A 16919-nucleotide genomic window follows, 5' to 3' on the forward strand; every position below is an offset into this window, starting at 1 on the left:
ACAATATTCATGGACTTCCCCGTTCGAACGAATGATGCAGTGTGGAAACGAAATCTCAATCCCCTCGTCAACCCCACTGCAGAAGAGAGAACACTCATGAATAGCGACCAGGGTACTTTTACCAAAGTACTAAACAATATCAAGACCATTCTTGAGTGTCTTGCAATCCTAGCTGCCGGCATTTGGGCGCTCTTCCACTTCAATTTCTTTGATGTGGGCGTAGCAAAATCGAATTTCAACGGATCCGTCAACCTAAAACTCAACAGATGGCTCGACAACAAATCGTCATGCATCTATGACTTTGAAGTCAACATTGAAAACACGGGTAAGCAAACACAAAAATTCGACCACACCAGATACACAATCTGCAAGATCAAGCCCCCGGAAAGCAAAGAGATTGGCACAACGGGCGCCCTTGAACTTTCCGGAGAATGTGAAGATCAGCCCACTGAGGTAAAAATGAATTCAGACTTCATCATGGGCCAAGCCGGTGAAGTACACCCAGGGGAAAAAAAGCAAACCGTTTATACCTTTATTGCCCAAGCTAATGAATGGCCATGGAAAGTGGAGGCCACTGGTTATGCAGACAAAGAGGAAAAGATCATAATGTTTAAAGGTTCGGACTGGCAGTTCTGTGCAAGGCCAAACGAAAGATAATTTGCACATGCTGAGAAGCCTGACTTCAACTCGCAAGTGCGACACCGTGCCTTCGCTCCCCTGCCTAGACATAATGGTTTAACGAGGTGCGGCCCGAGTCCATGGTACGGGGGTTTTGTCGGTTTTGTCCTGCACCTCACCCAAGGGCTTTCCGACGCAGAAAGGCCTCGATCGCCGGTACTGCGCACCGTCATTGCAACGATGCGTCGCCAGATTAAGCTGTTCTGGTGCCAAATTCTCGATTTTGGCCGATTTCAGGCCAAGCACACTCGTGGCGCTGAATGGCGTATCAACAGGTCTTTTTCCGCGCTGCAACGATTACCGCAGGCTGGCCTCCAGCGTGATCTCAGCAACGCTGGCCAGGGCTTTCGACAATGGGCAGTCGCGCTTCACGGCTGCCGAGATTTCCTGGAATCTCGCCGCGTCGATTCCCGGTATCGTAGCTATCATGGTCAGCGCGATGCGGTCGATGACGAAACCGTCGCCCTACTTGGTGAGACGTACGCTGGCCGTGGTATCGACCTCGCTGGTGCCGTTCGCGACCTTTAAAGGCTGAACGGCAGGTAAGCGGCGGATTTCTGCCCGATTGAGCGCCTCAAGCCAACGGCCGTTATGGCCGATAAACAGACCGGTGAACACTGTGCAGGCCATGTCTGCCGAGGCCAACAGCCAACGCTAATCGGCCCCCGCCTCGCCAGACGTGGCACCGCACGGCGAAGCAGGCTTTGTCGAAGCTCACCTCTTGCCCCGCTCTCTGGGGCGCCACGCCGCTGATCGGCCGAACTGCTGATCCAGAACCAGCAACGCCTCCAGTTCATCCGGCATAGCAACATCACCTTGCTGGCACATCTTTCGAAACGCTTCGATCTGCCTCGCCATGGGTACGTCATGTCCTCTTGCCTGACATTCCCGGAAAAAGGAAACCAAGGCATGCGTACGCGTGCGCTGCAGGGCGTCCGCAATATCGTCGAGCACATCGATGCGCCATAACGGGCATTCGCGCATGAAATCGTCAGTCGGTACGAATGCCGCTTCACCTGCATTCCGGTCGACGTAGAAGCCGCGCAGGGCGCGACGCGATGGCAATAGTTGCAATTCCTCCTGCGTTGGCACGTCGATGCCAGGGCTCAGCCAGTACGGGCTGCGTGATTTGATCTCGTCCATGTTAGGGAGGTGTCGAGCGGGGCGTGGTCAGGTCGCGTTTCCGCCATGGAGGTCGGGGCCGCGTACGGGTGTCGGTGACTCGGTGGGCGTGACGCGCCTGCTGCCGAGGTAGACGCTGGTAATCGATATACGCCCGTGACCGAGGCGGGCGGCGATCTCCTTTCGGGCCTGCAAGTCGAGCGCCGGGGCCACCTTTGAACCGCCAGCGATCGGCGGCGGCACCTCCGTGATGGTCTGATAGTCGTCGGCCGCGCCCTGATGTCGCAGACCGTGTGGCACAACACCCAAGCCGGCGCGCGTGATGCCGAAGCGCTCCATCACATAGCGCAACCGCCGTATTGCCTGCTGCAGCGTCAGGCGTGGGTCGCTGACACTCTCATTGATACCCAGCGCCACCCGGAGCGCGTAGGCGATGGCTTCCTCCCGCACCGCGGTATTGATGGGAAACAGGCGTTCCCGCCCGCCCTTGGTGCCCCGGTGCGTGTCCAGGTAAAAGGCAACATCGCCGTCGGACTTCCCCGCCTGTGCGGCACTGATCACGTCGGTATGCGGGCGGAACATGACGCTCTCCTTGAAGCGCAACTGGAATGCCTGCATCAGTTTCAGGGAGGCGGCGGCATGCACGTCGTAGGCCTCCACTTCCTTGATGACGGTGTCCACGTCGACGCCCTGGGCGCGCCATGACTTGTCGACGCCGGCCGCCAAGCGGCGTTGATACAGCTTCGGATCATCGAAGTAGCATTGGATTGGTTTCAGCAGCTTCGGCTTGCCGATCCAGCCGGCGAAGGTTTTCATGAAGCTGAAGTAGGTCTGGATCGTCGCCGGGCTCAGCCGTCCGGCACGCGCTTCCTCCAGCCAGTAGCGAGTGACGGCTTCCACATGGCGACCGCTGAAGGAGCGCGGGTCCAGCTTGAAGTGCTTCGGATGCCCGCGCAGAAAATCGAACAGCCAGGTGCAGAAGCGCGTGCGCTCCGCCATCGTCTTGTGGCTCACGCCCTTGGGTTTGCTGCTGTGCTGCCAATTGTGCTGCTGCAGGATCAACTGCAGTACGTAGCCACTGCGCTTGGGGCTCAAGGGAATGTCGTCCAGTGCAGGCTGTTCGTAGGTGCGCGACCGCTCACGGCGCTTGCCGTGTCGTGGGGTGGTGCGGTCGTTCCGTCCGTTGCTTTGCTTGTCCATGGCATCTTTCCATTTTTTATTCGTCGATTCGGTGGAACCCGGGTGTTCGTGCATCGGCGGGTTCCGGGCGCCGATGCCAAGCCAGTGTTTGCCGCCATCGCCAGAGCGACGGCGGCGCGGAGGTGCGTAAAAGTGATCGCCGGCCAGCATGCGTCGGGCGCAATGTGGCGTTCGCTGTAGCGAACCAGGTTCTCAAGGAACCCGAGGCAATCCCGGAGGCGTAACCTCCGGTACGGTGCCTGAGCGGCACCGCGAACTCGTTCCCCATCGCCGGCTTGACTGGCAACGTCCGTTCCGCGACGGACGCGCAATGCCGTTAACGCGGGCCGTGGCGCCGCACTCAAGTGCGGCAGCCCACGGCTGACCGAGGTCAGGGCGTGAGTGCGAGGGGAAGGAACTCGAACGCCGGGCCCGCAGGGCTGGCGTCATTCGCGGCCTGGAACAGGCGCGAGAGAGGGAAATGGACAAGGCGGTCGCAGCAAAGTGCGAGCGCCAGCAGCAAGGTGCTCAAGGCACCGGTGGTCGGGCCACCGTCGATGGCATCGCCGCTCGGGGCGGATGATGCCCAAGGCGCATCCTCGTTTCCTTGCATCGGGTGCGAAGGAAAGAACTGGCGCCATGGTCAAGCCATGGGCCGCGCCACTATCAACAACAAAAACACCTGGGACGCCAAGCGTCCGGAACAACAGGCGCTCAAGGCGCCAAGGTAAAGACCACCACTCAAAGGGCTTGCGTTTCCATGCGCGATGCACGCCGGGCCGCTAGCTGGACCGGGTTGATGCAGTTTCATTGTGGCGCCGGAAACGCGCCCTTGCAATCCCGAAAATTGCCGATTAGCACGCCGCGAGCCGCAAGCGCCCGGATTTACCGTGGCCTTGACATGGCATCGTTCTACCTCTGGTTCCGAAGCGATGAGCATGGTGGCAGCACGGGCGTATTGCCGTGTCACCCCAGTTCAAATGGAGTGCGTGGGCCCCGGAAGCGATGCCCCGCTCCGGGCGTTGGTACTGCGCTGTCACCCCATCCATGCCCAGTGCCACTGGAGATCGAGTGCGGCGCGTTGACGGACCGCCCCTGGCAATTACCGGGTTGAAACCGCGACGTGGTGCGAGACGCTGGACAGGTCTTTCCAGGGAGAACTGTCATGCCAACGCTGCAAGCTATTCCTGGGCGCCTGGTCGAGGTGCGCCGTTTTACCAACGTCCATCTCTACTACTGGCCGTCGCCCTTCGGCCCAACCGACCGCTACGAACTGTGGCTCAAGCCGCCCGATGGCGCCGAGCGCAAATTCACCATCAACACGCGAATCATGCCGGCGCGGCGGGGGCACGAGGTCAGCCTCATCGTCACCGCGCACCAGGTGCCGCAGGTACTGGGACTGGCCAACTGGTCCACGATTGATGGCGTCAACTACGTGCGCACCGATGCACCGCCGCTGGTCCGGGCTTGGGACTTCGTGGCGCTGGTGGCGGCGTTCCTGGCCGCAGCCATCCTCTTCGGGGATATCGGCATGGTGCTGTTCGTGCCAGCGGCGGTGGCGTACTTGCTGGCGGTCGGACTTGGGCGGGCAATGGCGCGGACGCGGCGGGCTGCTCAGGTGGACCGGGCCATCGACGCCGAGGAGCGGCGGACGAGCCGATCCACGCCGACGCTGCAATGACCATCCGCTTTGGCAACCAGGTCAGGTTGGCCTCGCGGGATCGCTTCCGGCTGATGCTGCTTCTTGAGCGCGACCCCGGCGACATCGTGTCCTTCGCCCAGCTGCAGGCACTGATGCAACAACACCGCGCCACAGTGCGGGGGGTGTCGCGCGAAGCCGAGTTCCTGCGCTGGCTGATGGACAGGGAGTGGAATCGCCTGGCGCCGGGCAGCGGCTACCGTGAGCCGCTTTGAAGCGACCGTAACCGCCTTGCTGGGTTCGCTTCTGGAAAGAGTGGCAAGTGCATCACCCGGCAGCCGAAAAATGGATGCAAATGGGTTGGGAAATGAGCATCATCGCTCGCTCACCTACAGCGCGAACTACTACCCCGTCCATCTTGGCATTTTGGCGAAATAGCGCGTTCGTACGCACAGCTGCTGCCAACGCGAGTCCATGATGCCGATCCACACCGACGCCCACGCCCGAATGCTTCGCGAGCCACGCTCGTCAAGCATCGTCGCGGCGGCGGATAGCGCTGAGTTTCGATGCCCTTTGGATTGTCGAAGCCAAGTCAATACTGTAAAGTGCAGTACATTTACAGTGGTTTCTGGAGAGGCTATGGCCACCGGCAAGACTGCCACGCTCACATTTCGTATCGAACCCAGACTAAAAGAAGCGCTTCGCATTGCGGCGGATCAGGAGCATCGATCCATCGCGAACATGGTCGAAGTTCTGATTCGGGGCTACTGCGAGCGACACGGCATTGCGATTCCGCACTCTGAGGAAACCAAGAACAACAACGGAGCGCGTTCATGATCAAGACGGTCAAGCAAGCCTGCCGGTTCAACCCCATCATCCGCGACTACCGGATGAGCCAGGGGATCGAGAACCTCGCAGACCTCATCAATGACGCGGGCGACGGCAGCGAGTTCTTCTCGCGCAACTTCGTCACCCACGGCATGGATCAGCTTTTCCGAGAAGGTCTGCTGCGTCTGTCCGGTAAATCGGATCAGGCTGTCTTCGAACTGACCCAGGCGATGGGCGGCGGTAAAACGCACATGATGATCGCGTTGGGATTGCTCGCCCGGCATCCGAACCTGCGCAAGGAAGTTCTGTCTGCCGATCTGACTTCGCGCATCGAATTCGGCCATGCACGCATCGCCGCATTCAACGGCCGCAACAACCCCGACAACTTCATCTGGGGCGAAATCGCCACCCAGCTCGGGGCTGCAGAAGCCATCAAGCCGTATTGGGCGAACGGGCCGAAGGCAGTCGATCAGCGCCAGTGGAAGGAAATCATCGGCGACCAGCCAACCCTAATCCTGCTGGATGAACTGCCGCCCTATCTGGACAACGCCAGCACGCAGGTGTTCGGTCAAGGCACGCTGGCCAACATGGCGGTCTACAGCCTTTCCAGCCTGATGAGCGCCGCACTGGAACTGCCCAACTGCGCCATCGTGGTTGCCAACCTTTCGGGCAGCTACAAAGCCCAGACCAAGGCGCTAGCTGACGCCATCTCCAACCTGCAGCAGGAAACCCGCCGTCAGGCGATGACCATCACGCCGGTGCAACTGGCAGGCAACGAAATCTACGAAATCCTGAAGAAGCGCCTCATCGACGAGCTGCCGGACGAACGTGTCGTTTCCGACATCGCCGAGGAGTACGCGCAGCAGATCAAGAAGGCCGAAGACGGCGGCTACATCGTAGCCAGCAGCATCGAGCAGATCGCCGAGCAGGTGCGGGAAACCTATCCCTTCCACCCGTCCTTCAAGCACCTCGTTGCGCTGTTCAAGGAGAACGAAGGTTTCCGCCAGACCCGGGGCTTGATGCAGTTCACTGCGCGCCTGCTCAAGAGTGTGGATGAGCGTGAGGCTGACGACGTATTCCTGATCGGCACACAGCACCTCAATCTGAACGATGAGCAGGTAAAAGACGAGATTGAGCGCATTGCGCCCAAGCTGATGCCTGCGGTGACACGCGATATCTCTGACGCGGGTAACGCCATCGCCGAGCATATCGACGGAGAATTGGCAGGCGATGCCGCACAGCAGCTCATGACCTTGCTGTTGTCATCCAGCCTGTCGCGCGCCGTAGGTGGGCGCATCGGGCTGTCCGAGAGCGAGTTGATCGAGTTTCTTGCTGCGCCACAGCGCAAGCCCGATGAGTTCCTTCAGGCATTGCAGCGCCTGCGCGAATCTGCCTGGTATCTCCACCGCGAGGAACAACGCTTCTTTATCAAGGAAACCGAGAACCTCTCGCGCCAGATCGAGCGTAACGCCAAGGAAGTCCCGCAACCCAAAGTCGATCAGGCGCTCATCAATCGCCTCTCGGGAATCCTCGCGCCGGTTAACAAAATCGCATATCAGGACGTGCAGGTGCTGCCCAAGCTGGATGAACTCAAGCTCGGCGGTCCGCGCACGCTCATCGTCATCAAGCCGGATGGCAAGGTGCCACCCAGTGAATTGCAGAACTTCTTCGACTACCAGCAGGAAAAGAACAATCTGCTAGTGCTGAGCGGTCAGGACAGCATGCTGGCCGACGCGGTTGAGGAACGGCTCCGCGAGTTGTATGCCATTGAGCAGATCCACAAGCGCCTCAAATCCGGAGACACACTGTTCGAGGAGGCCCGCGACCGTTTTGAAGAGTCCGAAGATCGCTTCAGCAAGGCGCTGTCGGCAGCCTACAACCGCCTCTACTTTCCGGCCAATGATCCGGTGGATGGACGTGACGTGCTGGCCGGGGTAACCATCGATCAGGGCCTCAAGCTTGGTCAAGGCGACCAATCCGCCGAAACGCAGATCGAGAAACTGCTGGCCAGCCCGCGAGCCGACTACAAGCTCGTGGCCGAACTGGGCAAGGGCAACCTCGACGAATGCTTCGCGCAGGCCGAGGAGTACCTGTGGCCGTCCGGTAAGGACAACCGTCGCACCCCATGGAAGGATGTCGCCACTCGATCCAAGTGCTCTCCCATCTGGCCGTGGATGCCGGGTGCAAGTGGCCTGGATACGCTCAAGACCGAAGCTCTGAAACAAGGCCGCTGGCGCTTGGGCGAGGACGGCTACATCGAGAAGGGGCCCTTTCCCAAGGACAAGACTACCGTCAACGTCTCTATAGTCAATGTCAAACCGGATACTGGCGAAACGGTGCTGAGCCTCACGCCACGTCACGCGGGTGACAGCCCGATCGTTTACTGGTCGAACAAACCTGATGTGTCCGACAAGGACAACAAAGTCGAAGACATGGACAACTTCGCCACCGGCGAGGGCACGGTTTACTTTATGGTGAAAGAGCCGACCGGGCGCTATGAAAGCGGCCCGGCCACCCGCTGGCTCGCCGACCTCAAGATTCGTCATCAGGTCGAACCAGCTGCTGACAAGCGGCGTGTCACCCTTGCCGCCACGCCGCACGCTGACATCTACTACACCCTGGACGGCTCCAACCCAAAGGACGGCACCCTCTACGACGCGCCGTTCGAAATCGGTTCCACAAGCTGCCGCCTGCTGGTGTTCGCCCGCGCGGGCGAGGCCAACAAGACGGCGGACTTCCAGATCCCGGCCAGCGGCGATAGGACGGTGCAGATCGTCGACAGCAAGCCCGCACGCCTGCAAAGCAAGCGCGTTGCTCTCGACACCACCGACCGCGTCTTCAGTGTCATCAACCGCTTCCGCGATCAGCCGGGCACGCGTTTCAAGGGTGTGCGCGTCGAGATCGGTGAGGGTGAAAACACCGTGACCGTGCGCTTCCAGGAGCGCGAAGTCACTGCCGCCATCATCGAAGGTGTGGTTAACAGCCTACGCGACGTGCTCAAGGAGCCCGACGCCCCGCTCAACATTGCCATAGCCGACGGCGTTTCCTTCGATACCGGCTTTGCGCTCAAAGAGTTCGCCAAGCTCGCCGGGATCGAGCTGAAGCCGGGCGACATCAATCAGGAGGAATGAGGATGGCTAAAGCCGCAGGCAACACACCATCACCCAAGGCGCGTGAGCAAGTGCTGCACACGCTGGGTTTTGGCGTGCCTGCGACTTCTGATCCGCATCACTTCAAGATCATCATTCCAAAGGCCAGCACAGGCAAGGTTCAGTTCAGCGAATGCCTTGGCTTGCAGGCGGCAAGCAACGACAACGCGGTGATCGACCGCGTTCTGCTGGATCGCCCGCGCTGGACGGCCATTCGCGCCGAGGTGCAACGCGCCTTCAACGCCCGTTTAGCCGCGCATGGCATCAAACCTGGCGCGTGGAAGGTCGGTGACAACCCGGTGGATCGCCTGCTCGGCAAGGAATTGTGCGTACTGGCCTGGGCTGTCGAGCAGATGGAGATGGAGAAAATTCCGGTGGCTGTGCGCAACTGGCTGGCGTTGCGCCCGGAAGAACGCTGGTGGCTGTTTGGCATGACCGCCATGAGCACCGGCGGGGTGATGGATGCGGGCAAGGGTTGGCGCGAGGCGCTCAAGCATGCCTTGGGCGATGTGGCGCAGAGCGAAATGCTTGCTCCTCGTGCCCGACGTGGCAAGCCTGAGCTGGAAATTGCCCAGGCCTCGTTGGGTCTGTTCGGAGACGAAGCGTCATGAACGCCGTGCTCGTGCCACCGCAGCCCAAGATCTACCACATCGCCCATGTGGATCGTCTGCCCTCCATCGTGGCGGACGGTTTTCTGTGGTGCGATGCGGAGATCGTCCGACGCATGCCGCCGGGCACCACCATCGGCATGAATGGCATCAAGCAGCGGCGCTTGAATGAACTGCACCTCAGCAGCCACCCCGACCTTCACGTCGGTGACTGTGTGCCGTTTTACTTCTGTCCGCGCTCCGTCATGCTCTACTTGATCTATCAGGGCAACCATCCGGAGATGGCCTATCGCGGCGGGCAAGGGCCTGTAGTGCATTTAGAGGCCGATCTGAGTGCGGTCGTTGCGTGGGCCAACGCGCAAGCTGTGCGCTGGGCATTTACCCTCTCGAACGCGGGTTCGTACTTCTTCGAAGACCGTAACGACCTCGCGCGTCTGAACGAGATCAACTGGACTGCTGTACAAGCTCGCGACTGGCGGGCGCACAAAGAAGGCAAGCAAGCCGAGTTCCTGTTGGCACAGCGCTTCCCCTGGCATTTGATCGAACGCATCGGCGTTAACTCGGCGGCCGTCTACGGTCAAGTTGTTAACGCCCTTCCGGCTCACGGACACCGGCCACCGGTCGAAGTGCGCCCGGACTGGTATTACTGAAATTAGAGGAGCACAGCCATGATCGAGTACACATCGGGTGACATCCTCCAATGTGAGGCAGACGCACTGGTCAACACCGTCAATTGCGTCGGTGTGATGGGGCGTGGCATCGCCTTACAGTTCAAGAATGTTTACCCGGACAACTTCAAGGCTTACGAAGCTGCTTGCAAGCGCGAAGCCGTGCAGCCTGGCCGCATGTTCGTTTTTGATACGGGGCAGCTCACCTTGCCGCGCTTCATCATCAACTTCCCAACCAAGCGCCACTGGCGTGGCAAGAGCCGCATCGAGGATATCGAGACGGGCCTTGCCGATCTGGTCAATGTCATCCGTGCCAATGGCATTCGCTCCATCGCGATCCCGCCGCTGGGGGCAGGCTTGGGCGGGCTGGACTGGAACGAGGTGCGTCCCCGCATCGCACGTGCGCTGGCAGAGCTTGCCGACGTGCGAGTGCTGGTGTTCGAGCCCAAAGGGGCTCCGGCCAACGACAAGATGGCGCATGTGCGCGAGGTGCCCAAGATGACGGCGGGTCGCGCCGCCTTGGTGGAACTGATGCAGCGCTATCTCGGGGGCCTGCTCGACCCCTTTGTCACTCTGCTGGAAGTCCACAAGCTGATGTACTTCATGCAGGAGGCTGGTGAGCCGCTGCGTCTCCAGTACATCAAGCATCACTACGGCCCCTATGCCGAGAATCTTCGGCATGTACTAAAAGCGGTGGAAGGTCATTTGATCGCAGGTTATGCCGATGGCGGCGATGCGCCGGACAAACCACTCACACTGGTGCCCGGAGCAGTGGAAGACGCCAAGAACTACCTGGATCAACACGACATCAGTCGCGCCCACTTTGAACGTGTGACCAAACTGGTAGAAGGCTTCGAGTCACCCTACGGGCTGGAACTTCTGGCGACTGTACATTGGGTGATGAGCCGCGAGGGTGCCACACAGCACGAGAGCGTGGAACGCCGGGTCTACGACTGGAATGCACGCAAGCGGCAATTCACGCCTCGCCAGCTTGTCATTGCCGAAGAGCGCCTGCGCTCCCAAGGCTGGCTAGCGCATTAAGTGGCTCCGGCCCATTGAGGATTCATCAGGGAATGCAAAAAACAACAACTACTCTCACGCCCTTGGCCCTAAAAGATGCGCCTGCGTTGATCGAGACGGTTTTCCCCGCCCAGAAAGTGTCGTTCGAGGCACAGAAGGAGCGCAAGGCAGGACCGGGCCAGACATTGACTGCACTTGGGTCTTTCTGGAAAGGCCGCAAACCGCTGATCCTAGTGCGTGCCGTTGTGCTGGGCAGCCTTTTACCGCCTACTGACGACGCAGAGGCTGATCTAGCCCTCTTCGATAAGCTCATGGCTTTCGATGATGAGGGCTTGGCACGCCGCGCGCTGATCGGCAACACTGTGTCGCCCGCCGAGATTGCCGCACGCATCCAGCTCGATGAACCCTGGAACTATTTCAAGGCAACTATCAAGCGGGGTGATGTCACAGGTGGCGATGTTCGCTGGATGAGTTTCCCGCTGGACGCAGATGCCGAGGGCATCACACTGCGTTGGCAGCGCAACCTCAGTGATGATGACAAGCTGGTTATCTATCGCAAGTTGCTGGCCAGCTACGCCAGCTACGAGGAAAAGGCCAGTCTGGGCAAGCGTCCGGAAGAGTTGGATCAGGAATGGCTATACGCCCAGGTGTGGGCGGCGGTTAGTCGACACTATGCCCACTTGGGCGTTAACGTGAAATCGTTGCCCGAGCTGGTGGAACAACTGGGCATCCTGCGCTACGGCCATCGTCCGCGCGTGGGCGATACCTTCTCGGGTGGCGGCTCCATCCCGTTTGAGGCCGCGCGCATCGGCTGTGACGTCTACGCCTCAGATCTCAACCCCATCGCCTGCATGTTGACCTGGGGCGCGTTGAACATCATCGGCGCTTCACCCAAGCGACAAGCAGAAATAGAACAGGTTCAGCGCGAGGTGGCCAAGGCAGTAGACAAAGAAATCACCGATCTTGGCATCGAACATGACGAGCAAGGTAATCGGATAAAGGCCTATCTTTACTGCCTTGAAGCAAGGTGCCCTGAAACAGGCTGGCTAGTGCCTTTAGCGCCAAGCTGGGTTGTTTCACCTAGACAGCTGGTTATTGCCAAGCTCGTGCCGAATTCTGAACTTAAGCGGTTTGACATTGAATTGGAGTTTGGCGTTTCTGCTTCAGCACTTGAGGCCGCGCAGAAAGGAACTGTCTCCGACGGCGAAATGGTCTACGAGCTTGACGGCAAGACCTATCGCACATCGATCAAAACCCTGCGTGGTGATTATCGCAAGGAAGATGGCAGTACCGGTAACCGTCTGCGCCTCTGGGCAAAGAGTGACTTCAAGCCGCATCCAAGCGACATTTTTCAGGAACGCATGTACGCGATCCAGTGGATCACCAAGGACACACTGAACACCGGAAGGCAGGAGACGTACTTTGCCGCGCCGACTCAGGCTGACCTTGAGCACGAGCGGGCAGTTGAAAAAATCATCGCTGAGAATCTGAGCCGCTGGCAGGACGAAGGGCTTGTGCCGGACATGGCCATCGAGCCGGGCGACAAGACCGACGAGCCGATTCGAACGCGCGGCTGGACCCACTGGCATCACATGTTTTCGCCGAGAGACCTGTTGAAGCTGGCTTTGCTGCGAAAACATATCAGCGAGCCAGCGTTGGTGCCTGAGTTCTGCGGGACGCTTGATTTCTGCTCAAAACTGTCGCGCTGGATTGTGAGGTTTTCATCCGGAGGCGGCAGCGATTTCACGTCTAACGTATTCTCAAATCAGGCGCTAAACACCCTCTACAACTGGGCAAACAGATCTTTCTTCGATCACAGTTTTGTGCAGAACTATAAAAATACACCCGTCCATACAAGCTCGTCCGTAGCTTGTGCACCAAGCCACGAACTCATCCGAGAACAGGATATTTTCATTACTGATCCGCCGTATGCCGACGCCGTGAACTACGAGGAAATTACGGAGTTCTTTATCGCCTGGCTGCGCAAGAGCCCGCCCAAGCCCTTTGATGACTGGGTGTGGGATTCTCGGCGCGCGCTGGCGGTCAAAGGTTCCGGTGAGGACTTCCGGCGCGGCATGGTCGCCGCTTACAAGGCGATGGCCGAGCACATGCCCGACAACGGCATGCAGTGCGTGATGTTTACCCACCAGGATACCGCCGTCTGGGGCGACCTGATCGGCATATTCTGGGCGGCGGGCCTGCAAGTGATAGCGGCTTGGTATATCGCCACCGAAACCACCTCCGAACTCAAGAAAGGCGGCTACGTTCAAGGCACTGTCATCCTGATGCTCAAGAAGCGCGCTGCGGGCGAGCGCACGGGCTTCAAACAGCGCCTGCTGCCCGCCGTACGGCAGGAAGTGGCGCGCCAGATTGAAACCATGATGCACCTGAACAACACAGTGGCCACCCACCATGGCGAGCCGGTGTGGGGCGACTCCGACTTGCAAATGGCTGGTTATGCGGCAGCGCTCAAGGTGCTGACCGCCTATACCCGCATCGGCGATGAAGACGTCACCGCCTTTGCCCTGCGTCCGCGCGCACGCGGAGAAGTGACCGTGGTGGACGAAATCGTCCAGCAGGCGGCGGAAACTGCATCCAGCCTGCTGGTGCCCGAGGGCCTTACCGCAGACGCTTGGGGCCGCCTCACCGGCATCGAACGCTTTGTACTGCGGATGATGGATATGGAAGCCGCTGGTGCTGCCAAGCTGGACAACTACCAGAACTTCGCCAAGGCCTTCCGCGTTACGGACTACACCCGCGTGATGGGCGACATGCGGCCCAACAACGCACGTCTCAAGCGCGTCAGCGAGTACGCTTCTCGCGATCTGGCGGATGCTACCGAGATAGGCGTGACACGGCTGGGACAGCTCATCATTGCCTTGCAGCAACTGCTCAAGGACACAGAGGCGCAAGTCATCGTCGAACAACTGCGAGCCGAGATGGCGGACTTTCTGGAAGTCCGCTCCCTGCTGGTGGACATGCTGGCCTTCATCGAGCGTAAAGCGCCCGAATCTGAGGTGCGCTCTGCCGCCGAGGTGCTATACGCGCGCCTCAAGAATCTGCGCTTCGGCGACTGAGGCCTTGAGGCATGAGCATTCGGCGCTTTTCTTCCCGTACCCATCGACTGGATGCCAGCTTCCTGATGCAACATCTGGCCGGAGCCAGAAGCTACAAGCGCATCGCGGGCTACTTCACCAGCTCTTTGTTTGAGGTGGCAGGGGAGGCGCTGGAGCACATCCCCGAGGTCAAGATCGTCTGTAACGTGGATATCCACCCTGACGACCTGAAAGTCGCGCAACTGCGTGAGAGCAAGATGCTGGGCCGCTGGAACGAGCGCGCCCTGGAGGCCGAGGCACTGCTGAACCGCGAGCGCTATCGGCGGCTGGACTCCTTCCTCGCCAAGCATGGGCAGGCGGTGCGCATCGCACCCGATGAAATCTGCGGTTTTGTGCATGGCAAGGCGGGCGTGATCACCTTGGCTGATGGCCGCAGGCTGGGCTTTATCGGCTCGATGAATGAGACGCGCAGCGGCTGGCAGCGCCACTACGAAATCCTGTGGGAAGACGAATCACCGAAAGGCGTGGAGTGGATTGAGGAGGAATTCGACTTTCTCTGGAACGCCGCAAAACCGTTTCCGCAGGCCGTCATCCGTGAGGTGCATCGGCGCGGCTATCGGCGTGAGATCGAGTTCATCGAAATCGAGGATGACGAGAACCTTGCGCCTGCGGCACTGATTGAATCGCCGCTGTACCGCGAAGGCCAGCAGTTACAGCCGTGGCAGCAGGGATTTCTAACTGAGTGCCTGCGCCATCAGCGCCTGCACGGCACGGTGCGCCTATTGTTGGCCGACGAAGTGGGTTTGGGCAAGACGCTGTCGCTGGCCACCGCCGCGCTGACGCTTTGCCTGTTGTCCGACAAGGACAATGGGCCGCGCCGTCCGGTCGTGATCTTTGCCCCTGCCACACTGACCGAACAATGGCAGACCGAGATGCTGGATAAGCTGGGCATCCCGACCGCACGTTGGGATACCGTAGGCAAGGTCTGGCTGGATGCTGACGAGCGCGTGCTATCGCCTGCTGGGCGCGAGCAGATTGCCCATTGCCCGCTGCGCATCGGCATTGTCTCTACCGGTTTGATGATGCGCGACTCGTTGGAAAAGCAGCATTTGCTGGGCATGCGCTTCGGTGTCGTGATCCTGGACGAAGCGCACAAGGCAAGAACCCGCCAGGGCTTCGGCAAGGAAGCCGGAACACCGAACGAACTGCTGGCCTTCATGCGCGAGATCGCCGCGCGTGCCGATCACGTGCTGTTGGGCACGGCCACACCGATTCAGACTAACCCTGCCGATCTATGGGATTTGCTGGGCATCTTGCACCAAGGCCCAGGGCGCTTCGTGCTCGGCCACGACCTTGCACCGTGGCACCGACCAGATGAGGTGCTCGAAATCCTTGCCGGTCGCGTCGAGGTGGAAACGCTGGCACATGCATGGGAGCTGCTGCGCTCGCCACTGCCGCGCATGGAGTCAACCAGCGAGCGTCGCGCCCGACGCTTGTTCTCTGCAATCCGGCAAGACTTGGGTCTGCAAAACGGCGAGTGGCAAACCAACCGTTCGCTGGCTGAGCTGACAGAGGAGACCCGGGAAATTCTGGAGGAGGAGCTCGATCGCCGCATTGCCGGGGCTACATTGTTCCAACGCGAGAACCCGTTGGTGCGCCACGTGGTCTTGCGTAAGCGCCTACAACTTGAAGAAGCCAAGGGCAAGGACGGCAAGCCCTTGTTGACCCCAGTGGGGGTAGACGTCCATCCCGAGCGCGAGCATGCGTCAGAGCAGCGAGCCTTCGACACGTTGTTTGAAGGCAAGGCGCTTCGAACCTCCGAGAACTTCCGGCAGGCATATGGCGAAGCGCGCGCCTTCGGCAAGGCACTAGCCAAGCGCGGCAAAGGCAGCGGCTTCATGAAGAACCTGATGGAGCAGCGCATTTGTTCCAGCATTCACGCGGGCCTCTCAACGGCGCGACGCTTGCTGGAGGGCGACGCAGTGCATGAGGAAGACGAGGAACAGGAAGGTGACGTCAACGTTGAGACGGGCGAAGAGCGCGAGGTGCTACAACGTCTGATCGACCGCTTGGAGCGGCTGGAGACCGACCCGAAGATGGAAGCCGTCGTCCACTTCCTCGACAAGGAGAAATGGCTGGAGTTGGGTGTCATCATCTTCAGCCAGTACTACGACACGGCGAGATGGCTGGCCGATTTGCTTGCCGCCCGCTACCCCGAGGAGGCGGTTGGCTTGTACGCGGGTGCAGGTCGTAGTCGCCTGTATCAGCGCGGCGACAGCGTGAGTGTCGAGCGCGAAACGCTCAAACGCATGGTGGCAGAGCACCAGATTCGCGTCATGGTGGCAACTGATGCCGCTTGCGAAGGCTTGAATCTGCAAGCGCTTGGCACACTGATCAACATCGATCTGCCTTGGAACCCCACGCGGCTCGAACAGCGCATCGGCCGCATCAAACGCTTCGGGCAGCGGCGCGAAACCGTGGATATGCTGAACCTCGTGTTCGAGCAGACCGTAGACGAAAAGATCTACGAGCGCCTGTCCGAGCGCATGAAGAACCGCTACGACCTTTTCGGTTCGCTGCCGGACACCATCAAGGATGAGTGGATCGAGGACATCGAAACACTGGGCGAAAGACTGGACGAATACATCAACGCCCAGAAAACTGCGACGGGTTTCGACTTGCGCTACACCGGCACGATGATGCCGCCGGAGAAGGACTGGCGCGAGTTCACCGAGGTGCTTTCGCGGCGTGATCTTGCCACGCTAATGAGCGCGGCGTGGGGCTAATGGTGCTGGAATCGATCGTCAAAATGCCGGGAAGGTTCTCCCTGGCCGACCTGGAGCGTGCTTGCCCTGGGGTGAGCCGGGACATGATCCGGCGGGTGCTCAATACCCAAAAGGGACAGTCCGTCGGCTGCATCGGCCGAGGCCCCGGCGCGCTTTGGCAGAGAAGAGGTAATTAGCGTGAAAGGA

General features: G+C 59.9%; 13 protein-coding genes. 11 read left to right on the top strand and 2 right to left on the bottom strand.

All coding sequences use genetic code 11. The features are described from left to right. The first annotated feature begins 9 nt into the window (after window positions 1-9). Together IPJ12_10540 and IPJ12_10545 are read left to right on the top strand one after the other, a co-directional pair. Window positions 10-657 (top strand): hypothetical protein, encoded by a 648-nt coding sequence (locus IPJ12_10540; GenBank protein ID MBK7647585.1) that lies wholly within the window; start codon window positions 10-12, stop codon window positions 655-657. A 271-nt stretch (window positions 658-928) separates the two neighbouring features. Beyond that, on the top strand, window positions 929-1213 hold the full coding sequence (locus tag IPJ12_10545) for a hypothetical protein (GenBank protein MBK7647586.1): 285 nt from the start codon (window positions 929-931) through the stop codon (window positions 1211-1213). 179 nt (window positions 1214-1392) lie between these two features. On the opposite strand, the gene IPJ12_10550 is transcribed toward IPJ12_10545, so the two are convergent. Both IPJ12_10550 and IPJ12_10555 read right to left on the bottom strand, forming a co-directional pair. Next, on the bottom strand, window positions 1393-1821 hold the full coding sequence (locus IPJ12_10550; GenBank protein ID MBK7647587.1) for a hypothetical protein: 429 nt from the start codon (window positions 1819-1821) through the stop codon (window positions 1393-1395). Window positions 1822-1848: 27 nt separating this feature from the next. Next, on the bottom strand, window positions 1849-3150 hold the full coding sequence (locus tag IPJ12_10555; protein ID MBK7647588.1) for an integrase domain-containing protein: 1302 nt from the start codon (window positions 3148-3150) through the stop codon (window positions 1849-1851). Between the two features lie 994 nt (window positions 3151-4144). Between IPJ12_10555 and IPJ12_10560 the strand changes: the two genes are divergently transcribed. The 9 genes from IPJ12_10560 to IPJ12_10600 all read left to right on the top strand — a co-directional run bounded on the left by IPJ12_10560 (window position 4145) and on the right by IPJ12_10600 (window position 16733). Next, window positions 4145-4660 carry a hypothetical protein gene (locus IPJ12_10560; protein ID MBK7647589.1) on the top strand — a complete coding sequence of 172 codons (516 nt, stop codon included), beginning with the start codon at window positions 4145-4147 and terminating at the stop codon, window positions 4658-4660. After that, entirely contained in the window at window positions 4657-4893 is a 237-nt protein-coding gene (locus IPJ12_10565) for a hypothetical protein (protein ID MBK7647590.1), read from the top strand. The genes IPJ12_10560 and IPJ12_10565 overlap by 4 nt, the downstream gene beginning before the upstream one ends. A 364-nt stretch (window positions 4894-5257) precedes the next feature. Next, window positions 5258-5455 (top strand): hypothetical protein, encoded by a 198-nt coding sequence (locus IPJ12_10570; GenBank protein MBK7647591.1) that lies wholly within the window; start codon window positions 5258-5260, stop codon window positions 5453-5455. Continuing rightward, window positions 5452-8577: a DUF499 domain-containing protein gene (locus tag IPJ12_10575; GenBank protein ID MBK7647592.1), complete on the top strand. Its 3126-nt coding sequence runs from the start codon at window positions 5452-5454 to the stop codon at window positions 8575-8577. Before IPJ12_10570 ends, IPJ12_10575 begins: the two co-directional genes overlap by 4 nt. Window positions 8578-8579: 2 nt before the next feature. Next, window positions 8580-9206 (top strand): DUF3780 domain-containing protein, encoded by a 627-nt coding sequence (locus IPJ12_10580; protein ID MBK7647593.1) that lies wholly within the window; start codon window positions 8580-8582, stop codon window positions 9204-9206. 5 nt (window positions 9207-9211) lie between these two features. Next, the gene (locus IPJ12_10585; protein MBK7647594.1) at window positions 9212-9853 is read left to right on the top strand and encodes a DUF4433 domain-containing protein; all 642 of its coding nucleotides are present in this window, start codon (window positions 9212-9214) and stop codon (window positions 9851-9853) included. 18 nt (window positions 9854-9871) lie between these two features. Continuing rightward, complete coding sequence (locus IPJ12_10590) at window positions 9872-10912, top strand: macro domain-containing protein (GenBank protein ID MBK7647595.1); 1041 nt, start codon at window positions 9872-9874, stop codon at window positions 10910-10912. A gap of 32 nt (window positions 10913-10944) precedes the next feature. Then, window positions 10945-13968 carry a DUF1156 domain-containing protein gene (locus tag IPJ12_10595; protein MBK7647596.1) on the top strand — a complete coding sequence of 1008 codons (3024 nt, stop codon included), beginning with the start codon at window positions 10945-10947 and terminating at the stop codon, window positions 13966-13968. A gap of 11 nt (window positions 13969-13979) precedes the next feature. Next, window positions 13980-16733 carry a DEAD/DEAH box helicase family protein gene (locus IPJ12_10600; protein MBK7647597.1) on the top strand — a complete coding sequence of 918 codons (2754 nt, stop codon included), beginning with the start codon at window positions 13980-13982 and terminating at the stop codon, window positions 16731-16733. The last annotated feature ends 186 nt before the right edge of the window (window positions 16734-16919 follow it).

It is taken from the genome of Betaproteobacteria bacterium, from assembly GCA_016709965.1.
Lineage (GTDB): Bacteria > Pseudomonadota > Gammaproteobacteria > Burkholderiales > Rhodocyclaceae > Azonexus > Azonexus amarohabitans.

What these genes read in the sequence shown, in the direction of transcription:
- IPJ12_10540 (MBK7647585.1), top strand. Translation starts at nt 10, where the DNA reads ATGGACTTCCCCGTTCGAACGAATGATGCAGTGTGGAAACGAAATCTC.
- IPJ12_10550 (MBK7647587.1), bottom strand. Translation starts at nt 1,821, where the DNA reads ATGGACGAGATCAAATCACGCAGCCCGTACTGGCTGAGCCCTGGCATC.
- IPJ12_10555 (MBK7647588.1), bottom strand. Translation starts at nt 3,150, where the DNA reads ATGCTGGCCGGCGATCACTTTTACGCACCTCCGCGCCGCCGTCGCTCT.
- IPJ12_10560 (MBK7647589.1), top strand. Translation starts at nt 4,145, where the DNA reads ATGCCAACGCTGCAAGCTATTCCTGGGCGCCTGGTCGAGGTGCGCCGT.
- IPJ12_10565 (MBK7647590.1), top strand. Translation starts at nt 4,657, where the DNA reads ATGACCATCCGCTTTGGCAACCAGGTCAGGTTGGCCTCGCGGGATCGC.
- IPJ12_10570 (MBK7647591.1), top strand. Translation starts at nt 5,258, where the DNA reads ATGGCCACCGGCAAGACTGCCACGCTCACATTTCGTATCGAACCCAGA.
- IPJ12_10575 (MBK7647592.1), top strand. Translation starts at nt 5,452, where the DNA reads ATGATCAAGACGGTCAAGCAAGCCTGCCGGTTCAACCCCATCATCCGC.
- IPJ12_10580 (MBK7647593.1), top strand. Translation starts at nt 8,580, where the DNA reads ATGGCTAAAGCCGCAGGCAACACACCATCACCCAAGGCGCGTGAGCAA.
- IPJ12_10590 (MBK7647595.1), top strand. Translation starts at nt 9,872, where the DNA reads ATGATCGAGTACACATCGGGTGACATCCTCCAATGTGAGGCAGACGCA.
- IPJ12_10595 (MBK7647596.1), top strand. Translation starts at nt 10,945, where the DNA reads ATGCAAAAAACAACAACTACTCTCACGCCCTTGGCCCTAAAAGATGCG.
- IPJ12_10600 (MBK7647597.1), top strand. Translation starts at nt 13,980, where the DNA reads ATGAGCATTCGGCGCTTTTCTTCCCGTACCCATCGACTGGATGCCAGC.